Raw genomic sequence first — 18,135 nt, forward strand, 5'->3', positions numbered from 1 at the left:
TTTTTATTTTTTAATTAACAATGCGTTACGCTTTATCTCCTCGTAATTAAATCAGCATCATTGTCACTTGAACCTCATAAAAAAACATGCAATCATTGCGCAAATTTTAGCACTCTACGTCCCCTAACGGCGCTCCCGCTCATTTAAGTCAGAGGTTGCAGTCATGACTGGTTTTGTTACTCAAGCGTCACTGCGTACCAGACATCTGAGGATGCCGCCATTCCGTCGTTACCTTTCCCGAACGCAATCGGTCAAAAACGTCCAGCTTGCCATGCGGTAAGGCTAACGGATGCTCGCTGTTAGGCATTGTTAAAAATAGAGCTGCGGCTCTGCTTTTACTGATGTCTATCGGACGCTGCCGATACCAGTCCCCGATAGTTACCTGATAATCTTAAGAGAGTCAGCCGGTCACGCTTGCGCTTTATGCGCTCACGCCGGACATCAATTTGCCGAGATAACCTTTGTTATCTCATCATCGTGCCTCGTGGCACACCCTCATCCTTAACCGTTTGAGAGTTAGCACAATGAAAGAATTGAAAATAGCCACCAGCGCCAGTTTGGTTGCCACCATTGAAACACTGCGCCAGGTCGTCCGCATCGAGCAAACGGACTACACCGACGTGGCCGCGTTAGTGGTGTCGGTGGATGACGTTAACGCAGGTCATCTGGCGCAGCTCAAAGCGACCGGGTTCGAGATCCCGACCTTTGTGGCGGTGGCAGGGGACGAGCATCTCTCTCCGGACTACCTGCCGTTGATCAGCGGTGTTTTTGCATTGGAAGGCGCCAGCAAGGCGTTCTATATGGCTCAGCTTGAAGCTGCCGCCGATGCCTATGAACAGGCGCTGTTGCCGCCGTTTTTCAAAACGCTGAAAACCTATGTGGAAATGGAAAACTCAACCTTTGCCTGCCCGGGCCATCAGGGCGGCGAGTTTTTCCGTAAGCATCCGGCCGGCCGGAAGTTTTTCGAGTTCTACGGTGAAACGCTTTTTCGTTCCGACATGTGCAACGCCGACGTTAAGCTCGGCGATTTGTTGATCCACGAAGGTTCGGCCAAGGATGCGCAAAAGCATGCTGCACGGGTATTCAACGCCGATAAAACCTATTTCGTGCTTAATGGTACCTCTGCCGCCAATAAGGTCGTGACCAATGCTTTGCTGACCCGTGGTGATTTGGTGTTGTTCGATCGCAACAACCATAAATCCAACCACCACGGTGCGTTGATCCAGGCTGGGGCAACGCCGGTATACCTGGAAACCGCGCGTAATCCGTTTGGTTTTATTGGCGGTATTGATTCACGTTGCTTTGATGAGCGTTACCTGCGCGAGCAAATCCGCGAAGTGGCACCAGAAAAGGCCAATATGGCACGTCCATTCCGTCTGGCGATTATTCAACTCGGTACCTATGACGGCACCATCTATAACGCCCGCCAGGTGATCGACACCATCGGCCACCTGTGTGACTACATTCTGTTTGACTCGGCCTGGGTGGGTTACGAAGGCTTTATCCCGATGCTGAAAGAGTGCTCGCCGCTGTTGCTGGAGCTCGATGAACTGGATCCGGGTATCTTTGTCACCCAGTCGGTACACAAGCAGCAGGCCGGTTTCTCGCAGACCTCGCAAATCCACAAGAAAGACGACCACATTAAGGGCCAGAAGCGCCATTGCAACCACAAGCACCTCAACAATGCTTTCATGCTGCACGCCTCTACCAGCCCGTTTTACCCACTGTTCGCCGCGCTGGACGTTAACGCCAAGATGCATGCCGGGGCCGCCGGTCGCCGCATGTGGCTGGATTGCGTGAAGCTGGGTATCGAAACGCGTAAACAACTGCTGGAACGCTGCTCGCAGCTCAGGCCGTTTATTCCGCCGCAGGTGGCGGGTAAAAACTGGCAGGATTACGACACCGATCTCATCGCCAACGATGCGCGTTTCTTCAACTTTGTGCCGGATGAAAAATGGCACGGTTTTGAAGGTTACGCGCAGGATCAGTATTTGGTCGATCCGTGCAAGCTGCTGCTGACTACGCCGGGTATTGATGCGGCTACCGGCCAGTACACCGAGTTTGGCGTACCGGCGACCATTTTGGCCAACTTCCTGCGTGAGAACGGCATAGTGCCGGAGAAGTGCGATCTTAACTCGATCCTGTTCCTGCTGACTCCGGCGGAAAACCCGGCCAAGATGGAGCAACTGGTGGAGATGCTGGTGCAGTTCGAACGCTATGTGGAAGAAGACGCGCCGCTGAGCGTGGTGCTGCCAACGGTGTATCGCAAGAATGAACAGCGCTATCGCGGCTATACCCTTCGCCAGCTGTGTCAGGAAATGCATGACCTGTACGTCAGCTTTGACGTTAAACAGTTGCAGAAAGAAATGTTCCGCCAGCGTCATTTCCCGCAGGTGATGATGAACCCGCAGGATGCCAACGTGGAGTTTATCCGCGACAACGTCGAACTGGTGCCGATTGGCCAGGCGGAAGGTCGCATTGCGGCGGAAGGCGCGCTGCCATACCCACCGGGCGTGCTGTGCGTGGTGCCGGGGGAAGTGTGGGGCGGGGCGGTGCAGCGTTACTTCCTGGCGCTGGAAGATGGTATCAACCGGCTGCCCGGTTTTTCACCGGAGCTACAGGGCGTGTATATCGAGAAAAAGGATCACGGCTGGAAACGTATCTTCGGTTATATGATCAAGCAATAGGCTTTGTACCGCGCCAAGGAGCTTGGTCGTAATGGTTACAGTATCGCTTAGGGATATTGGTGGTCAGGGCGACGCGAGAGACCGCCCTGACCGGGGTGATTAACGGCGTCGATAGCTCTTCTGCGCGTTGTTCACTTTCACCAGATAGCGGCGCGATTCACTGGCCGGATGCTTGGTGGTCAGCGTCTGATAGACATCGCCCGGCTGCATGCCGTTGATGATGCCCACCGCGCGGGTTCTGTCACTGGAGAACACTCTCAGCACGCTGCCCGCCCCGCCGTTATAGGCGGTGATCACCGCATAGCGACGCGAGGTTGGGTTCTGGATGCCGCCCAAATAGTTGTTCTGCAAAATGGCCAGATAGGCGGTACCGGTGTCGATATTGTTCTCCGGATCGAACAGATAACTGCGGCTTGGTTTACCCCATTTGCCACGCATCTGGAATACGTCCTTACCGGCGGTGTGTTGTACCACCTGCATCAGGCCCAACGCATCCGAACCGCTCACCGCATACGGGTTAAAGCTCGATTCGGTCTGCATAATCGCCAGGATCAGCGACTCTTCAACCCCGTACTTCTCCGATGCCTTGCGGACCATCGGCAGGTATTTATGCGCACGCTTGTCCAGGTGGTTTGGTACCAGTTGAATGGTGACCGAGTAAATCACGTGCAGGCCGGAGGTGCGTTTTTGCAGCTTGGTTTGTACCAGATAGTCGGCGAAGTGCGCCGCACGCCATTCCCAACGGATCGGCGCGCCTTTGTTATCCAGCACCTGGCCGTACAGGAACGGCTCTTTACTGATCTGGATATCGTTGACGTCGGAATACAGATCGATAGAACCCGGATCGTCCCCCATCAGCAAGGTGCTGATAATCGCCTGGCGCAGGTGGGCGGCAGGATCGGTAGTGGCGATGGTTTCAATGGTGATGGCGCCAGAATCAAAGTTGATGTGGCTACGGGTTTGATACTGGTCGGTGTATTTAACGTAATCTTTTGGCCCGGCGATCAGAACTTCGTTCAGACCCCAGATATTCTCGATGTTGTGGGCGAATTGGCCCATCAGGATCTCAAAGCCGTTGGTGTCTTTGACCAGGGCTTCGTTAACTTCTTCACTTTTTTTGCCGGAACAGGAAATCAGCAAAGGCGCTATCACTAGCAAAGCTAAAATTTTCTTCATCTTAAAGCCGTATACGGGAAGTATTGAAGAGGGCCAGCGCCTGGCCCCAACAGCGTTATTCGCTCGGTGGCGTATAGCCTTCGATGTGCACGTCGTGCCCTTCGAACAGGAACTTGATCATTTCCGCTTCCAGCAGTTTGCGGTCATCCACGTTCATCATGTTCAGTTTTTTCTCGTTGATCAGCATGGTCTGTTTTTTCATCCATTCTGCCCAGGCTTCCTTCGAGATCTCGTTATAGATGCGTTTGCCAACGTCCCCTGGGTAAAGCTGAAAATCCTGCCCTTCGGCATCGCGCTGCAGGAAGGTACAAAAAATGGTTCTGCTCATGCTAATTCCTCATCAATGGCGCTATCGCCAAATAAACCCTGCGGGCGTGGTGACTGTTTTGCCAACTGTTGTAACAGGCGGTCAACCGGCGCTGCCAGCCCGACCGATGGCGGCTGCGCCAAGTTATACCAGAGACCGGCACCCTCATCCATGCTGGCAGCCGCGTCGTTCATCTCCAACCATATCGGCACGATATCGAGATGGAAATGACTGAAAGTATGACGAAATGCGGTCAACTGCTGCTGACGATTGTTTTTCAGACCGCGTTGTTGCAGCCAGAGTTCCATCTCTTCGCGTTCGCCGAACTGCGGGAAACAAAACAGGCCGCCCCATAGGCCGACGGCCGGGCGTTGTTCCAGCCAGGCTCGTTCGCCGTGTTGCAGCAATAAAAAGTAGGCGGTTTTTTCCGGCAGAGTCTGCTTGGGTTTTTTACCGGGGTATTTCGCCCAGCTGTGATGGGCATAGGCGATGCAGCCCAGGTTGAGTGGACACAGCTCGCACTTGGGTTTGGAGCGGGTACAGACCATCGCCCCCAGGTCCATCATCGCCTGATTGAACTGGCCGACGCCCTGTGCCGGGGTGACGTCTTCACTGATCTGCCACAGCCGGTTTTCGACATCTTTTTTGCCCGGCCAGCCTTCGACTGCATAGCAGCGAGCCAACACGCGTTTCACGTTACCGTCGAGGATCGGGTAATGCTGGCCGAGTGCCAATGACAGTACTGCACCGGCCGTTGAGCGGCCAATGCCGGGCAGAGCGTGGATTTCTTCAAAGGTTGTCGGGAACTCGCCGCCGTGCTGTGCGACAATAGCCTGCGCGGCCTTGTGCAGGTTGCGAGCTCGGGCGTAGTAACCCAAGCCGGTCCACAGGTGCAGCACTTCGTCCAACGGCGCTTCTGCCAGTGTACGCACGTTGGGAAAACGTTCCATAAAGCGCTCGAAGTAAGGGATCACGGTGGCAACCTGAGTTTGTTGCAACATGACCTCAGAGAGCCATACTTTATAGGCGTTTTTATCAAGCTGCCACGGCAGGGTTTTGCGGCCGTAACGTTGGTACCAGTCAAGCACCACCTGTGCGAACTGTTGTGCTTGCATCATAAGCAGATTCAATATCCAGCAGTAAATGAAGCGCGATTGCAGCATAGAGTCATGATGCTGTAAACCGGAACTTTCCGACGCAGCACGGCAGGTACACAAGATGAACACTTGCTAAACCAATGTATCTTTGCATAATGCGCGTTTCCCTAATTGGCAGCCAAACAGACAGAAAGCACTATGATTAATGACGTCATCTCCCCAGAATTTGATGAGAACGGCCGCGCGATGCGCCGTATCCGCAGTTTTGTCCGCCGCCAAGGGCGGTTGACCAAAGGTCAGCAGCACGCGCTGGACAATTATTGGCCGGTGATGGGCGTGGAGTATCAGGCTGAACCTGTCGATATCACCGCACTTTTTGGGCGCGATGCGCCGACCGTGCTGGAGATCGGTTTTGGCATGGGCGCCTCGCTGGTGACCATGGCGGGCAATAACCCGCAGCAGAATTTCTTGGGGATTGAAGTACACTCGCCGGGCGTGGGCGCCTGCCTGGCCGACGCTACCGAAGCGGAACTGAGCAACCTGCGCGTGATGTGTCACGACGCGGTTGAGGTACTGGAGAATATGATCCCGGACGGTTCGCTGGACATGGTGCAGCTGTTCTTCCCCGATCCGTGGCATAAAGCGCGCCACAACAAACGTCGCATTGTACAGACGCCGTTTGTGGAACTGGTGCGGCGCAAATTGAAAGTCGGCGGCGTATTCCATATGGCCACCGACTGGCAGCCTTACGCAGAACATATGTTAGAGGTTATGAACGGGATCTCAGGCTATCGTAATCTTTCCAGCGATAATGATTACGTGCCGCGCCCGGATTCACGCCCACTGACAAAATTTGAATTACGCGGCCAGCGTCTGGGACATGGCGTTTGGGATTTGATGTTTGAGAGGAAAGAATAATGGCTAAGAACCGCAGTCGTCGTTTACGTAAAAAGTTACACATTGAAGAGTTTCAGGAGCTGGGTTTCTCCGTAGCATGGCGTTTTGCCGAAGGCACCGCAGTTGAAGATATCGACGGCACGCTGGACGCTTTCATCGACGAAGTGATTGAGCCAAACGGTATGGCGTTTGACGGCAGTGGCTACCTGCAGTGGGAAGGTTTGATCTGCCTGCAGACTATCGGTCATTGCACCGACGAACAGCGCGAACTGGTCAAAAAATGGCTGGAAGCGCGCAAGCTGAGCGACGTTAAGGTTAGCGATCTGTTCGATATCTGGTGGGACTGATTTTCGGTTGATTACCACAAAGAGGGGGGAAACCACGTTTTTCCCCCCTCTTTGTCAATAGTCTCAGGTGCCTTAACGGCACCTTTATTTTGTCCGGAGTGTGACCGCGGTGGTAACTACATTGGATAACGCGTTGCTGGAAGATATCCTGCAACAGGTGCGCCCGCTGATTGGCCAGGGCAAGGTGGCGGACTATATTCCGGCGTTGGCGGAAGTGGCGTCCGATCGTCTGGCGATCGCCGTTTGCACCGTCGATGGCGAAATGTTCCAGGCCGGTAACGCCACCGAGCGCTTCTCTATTCAGTCAATCTCCAAGGTGCTGAGCCTGACGCTGGCGCTGACGCGCTATCAGGAGCACGAGATCTGGCAACGGGTCGGCAAAGAGCCTTCCGGTCTGCCGTTCAACTCATTGCTGCAGTTGGAGATGGAGCAGGGCAAGCCGCGCAATCCGTTTATCAACCCCGGTGCGCTGGTGGTGTGCGACATGCTGCAAACGCGGCTCAGCGCCCCCAAACAGCGCATGCTGGAAGTGGTGCGCCAACTGGCGGGTGAAGAAGACCTGGCCTATGATTCGCGAGTCGCCCGTTCCGAGTTTGAACACTCCGATCGCAATGCGGCCATCGCCTATCTGATGAAGTCGTTCGGTAACTTTGAAAACGACGTGCTCACCGTGCTGCAAACCTATTTCCACTACTGTGCGCTGCGGATGAGCAGTCTGGAGCTGGCACGCAGCTTTGTTTACCTGGCCAATCAGGGACGTGACCTTAACGGGAGTGAAGTGATCAGCCCGCTGCAGGCGCGCCAGATTAATGCGTTGATGATGACCAGCGGCATGTACGATGGCGCGGGGGAATTTGCCTATCGCGTGGGCATGCCGGGCAAGTCCGGTGTCGGCGGCGGCATTGTCGCCATCGTTCCCGATGAGCTGTCGATCGCCGTCTGGTCGCCGGAACTGGATGCCTCAGGTAACTCACTGGCGGGAACTGCGGCGCTGGAACTGTTGTCTCAACGGATCAGCCGTTCGATTTTTTAATCCCACCACGGAAGGGAGTCAGGAGAAAATATGTTAAAGAAAACCGGGTTAGCCTTACTGCTGTTGACTGCTTCACAGGCACATGCCGAATATCAGTGCAGCGTTAAACCCCAGGACGACGTGATTATCAGCCCGCAGAACGTGCAGGTGACGGGAGCCAGCGGCAACCTGCAAATTTCAGCGGATGGCGATGTGACCCGCAACGGTCAGGCCCTGAGCCTGAATGACAGCCAGCGGCAGAAGGCCTTTAGCTACCAGAGCGCATTGCGTAAGGAACTGCCGTGGATCGACAAGGGCGCGCAGCAGCACCTGGAAAAAGCGCGCGTGGCGTTGGACAAGGTGATCGTCAAGGAGTTGGGCAGCGACAGCAACGTGCGCAACCGCCTGACTACGCTCAATGACCAGCTTAAACAGCAGATGAACCGCATTATCGAACACCGCAGCGACGGCCTGACCTTCCACCACAAGGCGATTGATCAGGTTGAGCAGGATGGCCGTAACCTGGTGCAGCAGAGCATGGGCGGCGTGTTGCAGGACAGCCTGAACGAGATGGGCGTCAAGCAGGCGGCCAACAGCGGCGGCAATCCGTTGCAGGCGATCATGGGCAATCTGGGTGGCTTGCAAAAAGCGATTCAGAACGAATGGAACAATCAGGAGCAGGACTTCCAGAACTTCGGCCACGACGTGTGTAACCGTGTTACCGGTCTGGAAGCCCAGCGTAAAGACCTGCTTAATGCTTTGAAGTAACATCAAATCAGCGCGGGTAGTTTGTTTTCGATTATCTCAGATTAAAACCCAAAAAAAGCGCTGAATTGTCAGCGCTTTTTGTTATTCATCCGCCAGAAACAGTTCCAGCAGCGAGTTAAGGAACAGCTTGCCTTTCTCGGTGATCTGCCAATATTCCGGCGTTTCTTCCAGATAGCCTTTCGCCAGTGCTTCGTCCAGCTGTGCACGGATAGTGCTTTCATCCAGTCCGGTGTAGCTGACGAACTCGGCGCGCGGCGCAGCCTCCAGCAGGCGGAAACGGTTCATAAAGAACTCGAATGGCCGATCTGCCGTCGTCACCTCATGCTGTTTGTCCATATACTTGCCCTGCATAAAACCGCGCGGATGCTTGGTTTTCGCGGTGCGTAGAATGCGGCCGTCGCTAAAGGTCAGTTTGCCATGTGCGCCACAGCCAATCCCCAGATAGTCGCCAAAGCGCCAGTAGTTGAGGTTGTGCTGGCACTGATAGCCCGGCTTGGCATAGGCCGAGGTTTCATACTGCTGATAACCGGCGGCGCTCAGCAACTCATGACCTCGCTCGAAAATATCCCACAGTGCGTCGTCGTCCGGCAGCACCGGTGGGCGTGAGCTGAACAGGGTATTGGGCTCGATGGTCAACTGATACCACGACAGGTGCGGCGGGTTTAGGGCAATCGCCTGGCGTAAATCGTCCAGCGCTTCTTCCAGCGACTGGTCCGGCAGACCGTGCATCAGATCGAGGTTAAAACTGCGCAGGCCGAGACCTGTGGCCAGATGCGCTGCGCGTTTGGCCTCTTCCGGGCCGTGTATACGCCCCAGACGGGTTAACTTCTCGGCGCTGAAGCTCTGGACCCCGATAGAAATGCGGTTCACACCGGCACGCTGGTAGCCGCTGAAGCGATCGGCCTCCACGGTGCCGGGGTTAGCCTCCATGGTGATCTCGGCGCCATCAACCACATGAATACGCGCCCGCACGCCGTCCAGCAGCGATTGCATGGCTTCGGCACTCAGCAGGCTGGGGGTGCCGCCGCCGATAAAAATGGTACTGATTTCACGGCCGGCGACCAGCGGCAGATCGGCATCCAGATCCGCCAGCAGGTGATCGACATACTCCTGATGCGGAACTTCGCCCTTTAACGCATGCGAGTTGAAATCACAGTAAGGGCATTTCTGCACGCACCACGGGATATGGATGTACAAACTCAGCGGAGGCAGCTTAAGCATTGCGCATGGCTTCCAGCATCAGTTTCAGCGCCTTGCCACGGTGCGATATCGCGCGCTTCTCGTCGCGGCTCAGTTCGGCGGCGGTACGGCCGAGTTCCGGGACGTAGAAGATCGGATCGTAGCCGAAACCGCCTTCACCTGCCGCGCTGTCGGTGATTTCACCGGCCCAGCTGCCGTGGAACACCAGCGGTGTTGGGTCTTCGGCGTGGCGCAGATACACCAGCACGCAGTGGAACTGAGCGCCACGACTGCCTTGCGGTACGTCTTTCAGTGCCACCAGCAGTTTGTCGAGGTTTTGCCGGTCAGAAGCGTCAACGCCCGCGTAGCGTGCAGAATAGATGCCCGGCGCACCACCCAGAGCGTCTACCGCCAGACCCGAGTCGTCGGCGATCGCCGGCAGGCCGGTGATTTGCGCCGCGTGACGGGCTTTGAGGATGGCGTTTTCGATAAACGTCAAGCCGGTTTCCTCGGCAGACTCTACGCCCAGTTCGGTTTGCGCGACCACATTCAGCCCGAAATCGGCCAACAGGTCGGCGAGTTCGCGCACTTTGCCCGGGTTACCGGTGGCAAGAACGACTTTTTGCATGATGACTACCTTGAAATTTATTCGATTAGCGCCGCGACCACGGCGGGGATCTGTTGCGGATTAACGATGCGTAACTGTTTATGCCGCCCCAGTTCGCCTTTCTCTATGGTGACGTTGCCTTTCGCCACTTTGAACTGTTTGGCGAGAAACTTGATCAGATGAGCGTTGGCCTGGCCGTCTACCGGCGGGGCGGTAATGGCGACTTTAAGTTCGTCGCCATGCAAACCGACAATCTGGTCGCGGCTGGCTTTCGGCTGAATATATAGCCTGATCGCCAGCCCGTCCAGCACTGGGGTTACTGCACTCACAGCAGGAACCAGATCTCACCGAACAGATCCATGCCCAGGTAGTTGATCAGATACAGGATCAGGATCACCACCATCGCCGAAAAATCAATGCCGCCCATGGCCGGCAGAATGCGGCGGATGGGGGACATCAAGGGCTCGGTCAGTTGGTACATCAACTGATCGATTGGGCTGCGGCCCTGGCTTATCCAACTCATCAGCGCGCGGATAATCATTACCCAGAAGATCAGGTAGCCGGCCGACTTCACCAGCGAGATCAGGCCAAACAGCAGGTTATATGGGCTGAGTGACATTGCGCCGCCCTGGATCAGCAGCAGCAGCGGGTACTTAATGGTCATCAGCAGGAACGCCAGCAGCAGTGATGCGCTGTCGATAGGCCCCATGGATGGAATAATGCGGCGCAGCGGGCCGATCACCGGTTGGGTGATTTTCACGACAAACTGTGCGAATGGGTTGTAAAAGTCAGCGCGCGTCCACTGCATCCAGATACGCAGCAGCAGTATCATGACGTACAGATCAATAACGGTTTTGACCAAAAAAGTCAGCGTTAGCATGTAGTAGCCCTTCTCCTTAACTCTCGATTATTTAAAATGATTTTTCCATTTCCTGCGCGCGGGATACTGCCGCCTGCATGGCTTTGGCCACGGTTGCCGGCAGCTGTTGCTCGTTGAAAACGCGTAGTGCTTCGGCGGTGGTGCCGCCTTTGGAGGTGACCTGCTCACGCAAGGTCGATAATGGCGTATCCGGGTTGGCTTCCACCAGTGCAGCCGCGCCGGAGGCCGCCTGCTGCACCAGATCACGGGCGGTCTGGCTGTCGAAGCCCATACGTTCGGCTTCCTGTTGCATGGCTTCCATAAACAGGAAGAAATAGGCCGGTGCGCTGCCTGCTGCGGCGATCACGCTATTAATGCCATTTTCGTTATCCACCCAACAGACTTTGCCGACTGACGCCATCAAATCGCTGGTGTAGTCGCGGTCCTGCTGGCTGACCTGCTGCGGTGCATACAGACCGCTCATGCCTTTGCCCACCAGCGATGGGGTATTGGGCATGATGCGCACGATGTTCAGCTTGTCACCCAGCAGTTGATAAAAACGGTTGACCTGGATACCGGCGGCGATCGACAGTACCAGCTTGGCGTTGAAATCGACCCCTTCGCGCAACGGCTGGCAGACGTCGGCCATCATTTGCGGTTTGACTGCCAGCACCACCACATCGGCGGCCTGGGCGCAGGCCTGGTTGTCGCTGCTGCTGGTGACGCCGTAGTCCGCTGCCAGCGCATCACGGTTTTTGGCCGAAGGTGCACAGACGCTGATGGATTCCGCCGGATAACCGCCCGCCACCAGGCCGGCGATGATAGCGCGCGCCATGTTGCCGGCGCCAATAAAGGTAATCTTACGGTGTTGCATTAAAATTCCTCGTCAGTGTGTCAGGACTGCGAATAATCTCGCGCGCCAAAAATGGCGGTGCCAATACGCACCAGGGTGCTGCCTGCGGCAATCGCCGCCGTCATGTCATCGGTCATGCCCATCGACAGCGTGTCTACCTGCGGATATTGCTGCTGCAGCGCCAGGAAGGCGTCGCGCATTTGGCCGAACACCGCCAACTGGCTCTGATAATCCTCCTGCGGGGCTGGAATAGCCATCAGCCCGCGCAGTCTGAGGTTGGGCAGGGCGGCAACCGCCTCCGCCAGCGCCGGCAATTCAGCCAGTACAATGCCAGATTTACTCTGCTCATCGCTGATATTTATTTGGATCAGAACGTTAAGCGGCGGCATCTCCGCCGGGCGCTGTTCATTCAGGCGCGAGGCGATACGCAGCCGATCGACGGTGTGGCACCAGGCAAAGTGCTCTGCCACCAGCCGGCTCTTATTGGATTGCAACGGGCCGATAAAGTGCCAAGCCAGCGTTGCGCCTTCCGGCAGTGTGGCGAAATGCTGAACCTTATCCACCCCTTCCTGAACATAGTTCTCGCCGAAGGCACGCTGGCCCGCTGCGATGGCTGCTGCGATCGCCGCCACAGGTTTGGTTTTACTCACTGCAAGCAGCGTCACTTCTTCTGGAGCGCGAGCGCAGCCTTGAGCGGCCGCGGCAATGCGGTTTCTGACATCCTGCAGATTCTGTTGGATAGTGCTCATTATTGACCCAGGAGATTGATATGGATATCGATGAATTCGTGGCCCTTAGTGTAAAGCATAATGCTTCCGATCTGCACCTTTGTACGGGGCATCGGCCGATGTTGCGCATCGATGGTGAATTACAGCCGCTGGCAGGTGCGGAAAAACTGACCGAGACCAAGATGCATCGCTTGTGCAACGCGTTGCTGCAACCCCAGCAGCGGCAGCAATTGCAACAGCAGCGGCAGCTTGATCTGGCGCTGACGCTTGCGGACGATATTCGGCTACGCGCCAATTTCTTTCTGCAAAGCCTCGGGGTTTCGCTTGCCTTGCGGCTGATTGCCGGCGAGTGCCCGACGCTGGCGGGGTTGGCAGCACCAGACATCATTCCAGCCCTGGTGCGCAGGGAAGATGGCCTGATTTTGGTGACCGGCGCGACCGGTAGCGGTAAATCCACCACCCTAGCGGCAATGATTGACGACATCAATCAGCACCAGCGGCGGCATATCCTCACGCTGGAAGATCCGATTGAGTTTATCCACCGCAGCCGGCAGTGTTTGATTCAGCAGCGGGAGTTGGGGCGCGACAGCCATAGCTTTGACGATGCGCTGCGGGCCGCACTGCGTGAGGATCCTGATGTGATCCTGCTGGGGGAGCTGCGTGACACCACCACCATCAGGCTTGCGCTTACCGCTGCGGAAACCGGCCATCTGGTACTGGCGACGCTGCATACCCGTAGCGCGACGCAGGCGGTCGATCGGCTGGTGGATGTTTTCCCAGCGGAAGAAAAGCCCTACGTGCGTGCCCAGTTAGCCGGTAGCCTGCAGGCGGTGATTGCACAGAAGCTGTTGAGTCGGCCCGGGGGCGGCAGGGTGGCGATTTTTGAGGTGCTGACGGCGACGGCAGCGGTCAGCAGCATGATCCGCGAGGGCAAAACCCATCAGCTTGCCAGCGTGCTGCAAACCGGTGGGCAGTCCGGCATGCAGACCTTTGAGCAAGGTCTGCAACAGCGGATCGGTGCGGGATTACTGGGCGGTGTGGAGGGGACTTTGCCAAGGGATTAACCCAATTGCCGTTCGAACCAGCTTTCCAGAATTACTACCGCTGAGGCGGAATCCACGCTGCCCTTGTCCAGCGCACGGAAGCCGCCGCGATCGAACAGGTTGGCGCGGGCTTCGACGGTACTCAAGCGCTCATCATGCAGCGCGATCTGCACGCCAAAGCGGCCGTGCAGGCGGTTGGCGAACTTGCGTGCTTGCTCGGTGACCGGCTGCTCGGTGCCGTCCATGTTCAGCGGCAGACCGACTACCACCAGATCCGGTTGCCACTCTTTCAGCAACTTCTCGATCTTCTGCCAGTCCGGCGAACCGTCCTGCGCTTTGAAGGCCGCTAGTGCACGGGCGCTGCCGGTAAGCTCCTGGCCAATGGCCGCACCGATGCTTTTGGTGCCGAAGTCGAAGGCGATAATGGTGCGGTTGGTCATCAGGCGTGTCCTGCATGGTTGGCAATACTGCGGATATCGATGCCCAGGCGGTTGGCGGCCTCGCGCCAGCGGCTGGCGATCGGCGTATGGAACAAAATGTCGGTGTCGGCTTCAATGGTCAGCCAGGCGTTTTCCAGCACTTCCTGCTCCAACTGGCCTTTTTCCCAGCCGGCATAACCGAGCGCGACCAGCACGTCATCCGGCTGCTCCGGGGTGCCCAGCGTTTCCAGCACGTCTTTCGAGGTGGTGATCATGGTATCCGGCGAGATCTGAATGCTGGAGCCAAAGCCCTTGCGCGGCGTATGCAGGATAAAGCCGCGATCGTCTGCTAACGGGCCGCCGGCAAACACCGGTTTATCGAGGCTGATCGCCGGATCACGCGCCTGTGGCATGATCTTCAGTTTGCTCAGCACTGTTTCCACCGTGAACTGTTCCACCGGTTTATTGATCACCAGGCCCATGGCGCCCTCTTCATTGTGCTCGCAGACATAAATCACCGAGCGTTTGAAGCGAGGATCCTGAAGTGATGGCATAGCGATAAGAAAATGGTGCTGTAAATTCATGGTGTTATTTAAGGTATTTGATTGGTGAGAAGTTAAACAGCCGCCAGTATGCGGCCATCCCTGTCGCCTTTCAAGTTGCAGCGTTGTTAGCCGCACTCGCTCAGCCGAGGCCGGTAGCGTCAGTAGGGAGGTCAGGATAGCGGGCGACAACGCCGCCCGCACTGCGGATTACTTCGCTGCCAGACGCTTTTCGATCGCGTCCATCAGCATACCGGTGATGGACACCGGGAAGGCCGCTTCGATTTCGCGTGCACAGGTTGGGCTGGTGACGTTGATTTCGGTCAGTCGATCGCCAATCACGTCAAGGCCAACGAAAATCAGCCCTTTTTCTTTCAGCGTCGGCGCTACCGCACGCGCAATTTTCCAGTCGCTTTCGCTCAGCGGACGCGCTTCACCCCGGCCACCGGCCGCCAGGTTACCACGGGTTTCGCCCTGCGCCGGAATACGCGCCAGGCAATAAGGCACCGGCTCACCGTCCACCACCAGAATGCGTTTATCGCCTTCCTTGATCGCCGGAATGAAGTTCTGCGCCATGCAGAAACGACTGCCGTGTTCGGTCAGGGTTTCGATAATCACCGACAGGTTAGGGTCATCCTGCTTCACACGGAAAATCGACGCGCCGCCCATGCCGTCCAGCGGCTTGAGGATGATGTCGCCATGCTGCTGGTGGAATTTACGGATGTGCGCCGCACTGCGGCTGACCAGAGTGTCCGGCGTCAGTTCCGGGAACCAGGCGGTGAACAGCTTTTCGTTGCAGTCACGCAGGCTCTGCGGCTTGTTGACCACCAGCGTGCCCTTGACCTCTGCGCGCTCGAGAATATAGGTCGCGTAGATGTATTCGGTATCGAACGGCGGATCTTTACGCATCAGGATCACGTCCAGATCCTGCAGCGCCAGATCCTGCTCGCGGCCAAAGCTGAACCAGCTCTCTTTATCTTCTTTCACGCTGAGCAGGCGGGTGCGGGCGCGGCCGTCACCGGCGTGCAGATAGAGATCGTCCATCTCCATATAATGCAGTTCCCAGCCACGGCGCTGCGCTTCGAGCAGCATGGCGAAGCTGGTGTCTTTCTTGATATTGATGGAGGCGATAGGATCCATCACGATGCCGAGCTTAATCATCTTTTCTCCTTTAACCCAGATCGCCGAAACGTACCTGTAAAGCGGTAATTGCGGTGAGCGCTGTGGTTTCTGTACGCAGAACGCGTGGCCCCAGCAGGATATCAGTAAATCCGTGGCCTGTGGTCATCGCAATTTCGTCTGTAGATAAACCGCCTTCTGGCCCAATCAGCAACCGGACATGCTCCACTGGCAGCGGCAGGGTATTGATGCTGTGGCTGGCACGTGGGTGCAGGTTCAGCTTCAGGCTGCCATCCTGCTCGGCACACCAGGCTTCCAACTGCATGGCCTCGCGGATTTCCGGGATGCGGTTGCGGCCGCACTGTTCACAGGCGGCGATGGCAATTTTCTGCCACTGCTGAATTTTTTTCGCCAGGCGTTCGCCGGAAAGCGCGACGCCGCAGCGCTCGGAAAACAGCGGGGTAATAACGTTAACCCCCAGTTCGATGGATTTCTGAATGGTGAACTCCATTTTCTCACCGCGAGAAATCACCTGGCCCAGATGCAGATCGAGCGGTGATTCACGGTCTTCCAACTGGCCGGCGCTGAGCTGCACCTGAACGCTTTTCTTGTCGACCTGGGTGATCACGGCGTCAAACACCTGATTGCTGCCGTCGAATAACTGCAGCGCCTTTCCGGCGTTCATGCGCAGTACACGCCCGATATGGTTGGCGGCGTCTTCGCTTAAGAAGATTTCCGCGTTGTCGATCAACGGCTGCGGGTGATAAATACGGGGTATACGCATATGAATATTCGATCCTGACTAATATGCAGTCATCAGTGCTGCAGCTTGAAAAAAAAAGAGTATATACCCAAAGTAATTGAAGCTGCAGCAAGGCGGCAAGTGAGTGCATCCCGATGAGCTTACTTAAGTAAGTGATTCGGGGGCGCTCACGCAGTCAACACCGCTGCAGTTTTAAGTACGAAGGGGATTTAGCCCTTTCGTTGCTGGCAAGCCTGTTGAATATAAGGATTATGGTTGCCCTGTACCTTAGCGATGCGTGCTTCGCGCAGGCATTCCCATTCGTTGACCGGGTATTGGCGATTCCATACCTCAAAAAGCTGGGTTTGCTGGCGGGAAAGCCGCAGTTGATAACGGTCGCGCATATAGAAGTAGGTGCGGGCGATCGTACCGCGGGCGCGGGCGGGCGGTTCGGCCTGCTTATTTTTGAAGTCCACTTTCATCGGACACTGGCCGTACTGGCCCTCACCGCCTTTCCATTGGTTGTACATAAAGTTATTGCGATCGCCGTTCACTTCACCTATCGCCGGCTGCAGGTTGTGCAAATCGGTTTCGATTTGGCGGTAAGCGGCGTCTTTATTGCAATTTTTGCGCCCGCCCTGTTGCCAACACTGCAATTGATGACCGAACTGCCAGGCCGGTACCACGTGTTCCCATTCGATACGTTGCGCACGTTGGGCGTTTTTACGCGCCTGATAGCCACAACTGTTCAGATCGGGAATGCCCTTTTTGCCCTGCCAGTCTATCCGGCAACCGCAGTAGAAGGAGCCGGGGGCGTCCTGATTGATTTTGGCTGCGGCCGCCTTGGCCTGAGAAAAGTTATTGATACCGTGCGCCTGTGCGGCACCGGCAGTGAGAACCACCATAAATAAAATTTTGCGAAGCATATTCCAAAACAGCTCAAAATTGGAAAAGCAGGCAGGGTAATGGAAGTTTACAGCAGTGGCAAACGTCCCCGTCGCCTTTCAAGCTACAGCGTTTTTACCTGCTTACAAGACCCATATCTGGGCCTTGCCCCTTCGGGGCCGCTGATCGCGCGTTCAAATCTGTTCCCGACAGATTTGTCACCCACCCCAGTCACTTACAAAAGTAAGCTCCTGGGGATGAACGAGCTGGGCGCCTAGCTGTAACTCGAAATTCATAGGGGGGTACGCGTGATTATCTCGATTAAACAGGCTCGCCGGCGAAAAATTTCAGTTTGTCGCCACACTGACGGCAGCGATATTCACTTTCTCCGCGCATCACGCGATTGTGGCGGCGCACGGTCAACTGGTGTAACTGGCAACTGCAGCGGTAGGGGTAGGTTTTGCTCTGCACCGAGGCAATCTCAAACTGATGGGTACGGCTGGCCGGTACCTGCAACACGCCTTCCATCATCCAGCGCCATTCGTTGCCGTGGGGGGGCACGCGGCCAAACTGGCGGAATACCAGCAGGTGCGCCAGTTCATGCGGCACTACTTCATCGATAAACGGCTGTTGGTTTTCCATCAGCAGCACCGGATTCAGTCGGATTTCCCAGGCTTGCAGCCAGGCGGTGCCCGCGCTGGTTCCGCGTTGCTGGTAAACGACTTTGGGCTCGGGGAACTCGACGGAAAAGTGCTGACGGGCCAGCTGCAATTTTTCTCGCAGACAGCGCATCACCGCCTGTTGCAGTGCAATGGGGATTCTTACTTTGTTCATTGCGGCTAGCTTAAGCAAAGGCGCGCCGGCTGGC

21 protein-coding genes are annotated in these 18,135 nt (G+C 56.3%); 6 read left to right on the forward strand and 15 right to left on the reverse strand.

The genetic code is table 11. The features are described from left to right. Positions 1–524 precede the first annotated feature (524 nt). Entirely contained in the window at positions 525–2,687 is a 2,163-nt protein-coding gene (gene speF, locus ACUTSU_RS13995; protein WP_445651748.1) for an ornithine decarboxylase SpeF, read from the forward strand. 99 nt (positions 2,688–2,786) lie between these two features. Here speF and mltC read toward each other — a convergent pair whose 3' ends face one another. From mltC to mutY, 3 genes are read right to left on the reverse strand one after another with little or no spacing between them, the layout of a single operon-like run. After that, the gene (mltC, locus tag ACUTSU_RS14000; RefSeq protein WP_261433129.1) at positions 2,787–3,863 is read right to left on the reverse strand and encodes a membrane-bound lytic murein transglycosylase MltC; all 1,077 of its coding nucleotides are present in this window, start codon (positions 3,861–3,863) and stop codon (positions 2,787–2,789) included. 55 nt (positions 3,864–3,918) lie between these two features. Then, a complete protein-coding gene (locus tag ACUTSU_RS14005; RefSeq protein ID WP_061807913.1) occupies positions 3,919–4,191 on the reverse strand; it encodes an oxidative damage protection protein in 273 nt (90 codons plus the stop codon). Beyond that, a complete protein-coding gene (gene mutY / locus ACUTSU_RS14010) occupies positions 4,188–5,333 on the reverse strand; it encodes an A/G-specific adenine glycosylase (RefSeq protein WP_445651749.1) in 1,146 nt (381 codons plus the stop codon). Before mutY ends, ACUTSU_RS14005 begins: the two co-directional genes overlap by 4 nt. Positions 5,334–5,465: 132 nt before the next feature. Between mutY and trmB the strand changes: the two genes are divergently transcribed. The 4 genes from trmB (at position 5,466) to ACUTSU_RS14030 (ending at position 8,291) form a co-directional block, all read left to right on the forward strand. Further along, entirely contained in the window at positions 5,466–6,185 is a 720-nt protein-coding gene (gene trmB / locus ACUTSU_RS14015; RefSeq protein ID WP_037416729.1) for a tRNA (guanosine(46)-N7)-methyltransferase TrmB, read from the forward strand. Beyond that, entirely contained in the window at positions 6,185–6,511 is a 327-nt protein-coding gene (locus ACUTSU_RS14020; RefSeq protein WP_261092587.1) for a YggL family protein, read from the forward strand. The genes trmB and ACUTSU_RS14020 overlap by 1 nt, the downstream gene beginning before the upstream one ends. A 109-nt stretch (positions 6,512–6,620) precedes the next feature. Continuing rightward, positions 6,621–7,544: a glutaminase B gene (gene glsB, locus ACUTSU_RS14025; RefSeq protein WP_445651750.1), complete on the forward strand. Its 924-nt coding sequence runs from the start codon at positions 6,621–6,623 to the stop codon at positions 7,542–7,544. 30 nt (positions 7,545–7,574) lie between these two features. Further along, on the forward strand, positions 7,575–8,291 hold the full coding sequence (locus ACUTSU_RS14030; RefSeq protein ID WP_445651751.1) for a YggN family protein: 717 nt from the start codon (positions 7,575–7,577) through the stop codon (positions 8,289–8,291). A gap of 81 nt (positions 8,292–8,372) precedes the next feature. On the opposite strand, the gene hemW is transcribed toward ACUTSU_RS14030, so the two are convergent. From hemW to ACUTSU_RS14060, 6 genes are read right to left on the reverse strand one after another with little or no spacing between them, the layout of a single operon-like run. Then, positions 8,373–9,512, reverse strand: coding sequence for a radical SAM family heme chaperone HemW (hemW, locus tag ACUTSU_RS14035; RefSeq protein WP_135318006.1), 1,140 nt, complete (start codon positions 9,510–9,512; stop codon positions 8,373–8,375). Beyond that, the gene (locus ACUTSU_RS14040) at positions 9,505–10,098 is read right to left on the reverse strand and encodes an XTP/dITP diphosphatase (RefSeq protein WP_261421132.1); all 594 of its coding nucleotides are present in this window, start codon (positions 10,096–10,098) and stop codon (positions 9,505–9,507) included. Before ACUTSU_RS14040 ends, hemW begins: the two co-directional genes overlap by 8 nt. Before the next feature lie 17 nt (positions 10,099–10,115). Then, positions 10,116–10,406 (reverse strand): DUF167 family protein YggU, encoded by a 291-nt coding sequence (gene yggU, locus ACUTSU_RS14045; protein ID WP_135318004.1) that lies wholly within the window; start codon positions 10,404–10,406, stop codon positions 10,116–10,118. After that, a complete protein-coding gene (locus tag ACUTSU_RS14050; protein WP_445651753.1) occupies positions 10,403–10,957 on the reverse strand; it encodes a YggT family protein in 555 nt (184 codons plus the stop codon). Before ACUTSU_RS14050 ends, yggU begins: the two co-directional genes overlap by 4 nt. Before the next feature lie 31 nt (positions 10,958–10,988). Next, positions 10,989–11,810: a pyrroline-5-carboxylate reductase gene (proC, locus tag ACUTSU_RS14055; protein ID WP_445651754.1), complete on the reverse strand. Its 822-nt coding sequence runs from the start codon at positions 11,808–11,810 to the stop codon at positions 10,989–10,991. Between the two features lie 20 nt (positions 11,811–11,830). Continuing rightward, positions 11,831–12,538: a YggS family pyridoxal phosphate-dependent enzyme gene (locus ACUTSU_RS14060; RefSeq protein WP_445651755.1), complete on the reverse strand. Its 708-nt coding sequence runs from the start codon at positions 12,536–12,538 to the stop codon at positions 11,831–11,833. A 20-nt stretch (positions 12,539–12,558) separates the two neighbouring features. Here ACUTSU_RS14060 and ACUTSU_RS14065 point away from each other — a divergent pair, with 20 nt between their 5' ends. Further along, complete coding sequence (locus ACUTSU_RS14065) at positions 12,559–13,581, forward strand: type IV pilus twitching motility protein PilT (RefSeq protein ID WP_445651756.1); 1,023 nt, start codon at positions 12,559–12,561, stop codon at positions 13,579–13,581. On the opposite strand, the gene ruvX is transcribed toward ACUTSU_RS14065, so the two are convergent. The 6 genes from ruvX to ACUTSU_RS14095 form a co-directional block, all read right to left on the reverse strand. Continuing rightward, positions 13,578–14,000 (reverse strand): Holliday junction resolvase RuvX, encoded by a 423-nt coding sequence (gene ruvX, locus ACUTSU_RS14070; protein ID WP_020828599.1) that lies wholly within the window; start codon positions 13,998–14,000, stop codon positions 13,578–13,580. The genes ACUTSU_RS14065 and ruvX overlap by 4 nt on opposite strands. Next, on the reverse strand, positions 14,000–14,563 hold the full coding sequence (locus ACUTSU_RS14075) for a YqgE/AlgH family protein (protein WP_445651757.1): 564 nt from the start codon (positions 14,561–14,563) through the stop codon (positions 14,000–14,002). Before ACUTSU_RS14075 ends, ruvX begins: the two co-directional genes overlap by 1 nt. 168 nt (positions 14,564–14,731) lie before the next feature. After that, on the reverse strand, positions 14,732–15,682 hold the full coding sequence (gene gshB / locus ACUTSU_RS14080; RefSeq protein ID WP_445651758.1) for a glutathione synthase: 951 nt from the start codon (positions 15,680–15,682) through the stop codon (positions 14,732–14,734). A 10-nt stretch (positions 15,683–15,692) separates the two neighbouring features. Further along, the gene (rsmE, locus tag ACUTSU_RS14085) at positions 15,693–16,424 is read right to left on the reverse strand and encodes a 16S rRNA (uracil(1498)-N(3))-methyltransferase (RefSeq protein ID WP_445651759.1); all 732 of its coding nucleotides are present in this window, start codon (positions 16,422–16,424) and stop codon (positions 15,693–15,695) included. A gap of 188 nt (positions 16,425–16,612) precedes the next feature. Beyond that, entirely contained in the window at positions 16,613–17,308 is a 696-nt protein-coding gene (gene endA, locus ACUTSU_RS14090; RefSeq protein WP_445651760.1) for a deoxyribonuclease I, read from the reverse strand. Positions 17,309–17,588: 280 nt separating this feature from the next. After that, complete coding sequence (locus ACUTSU_RS14095; RefSeq protein WP_445654297.1) at positions 17,589–18,101, reverse strand: SprT family zinc-dependent metalloprotease; 513 nt, start codon at positions 18,099–18,101, stop codon at positions 17,589–17,591. Between the last annotated feature and the right edge of the window lie 34 nt (positions 18,102–18,135).

It is taken from the genome of Serratia sp. NA_13 (assembly GCF_052691735.1).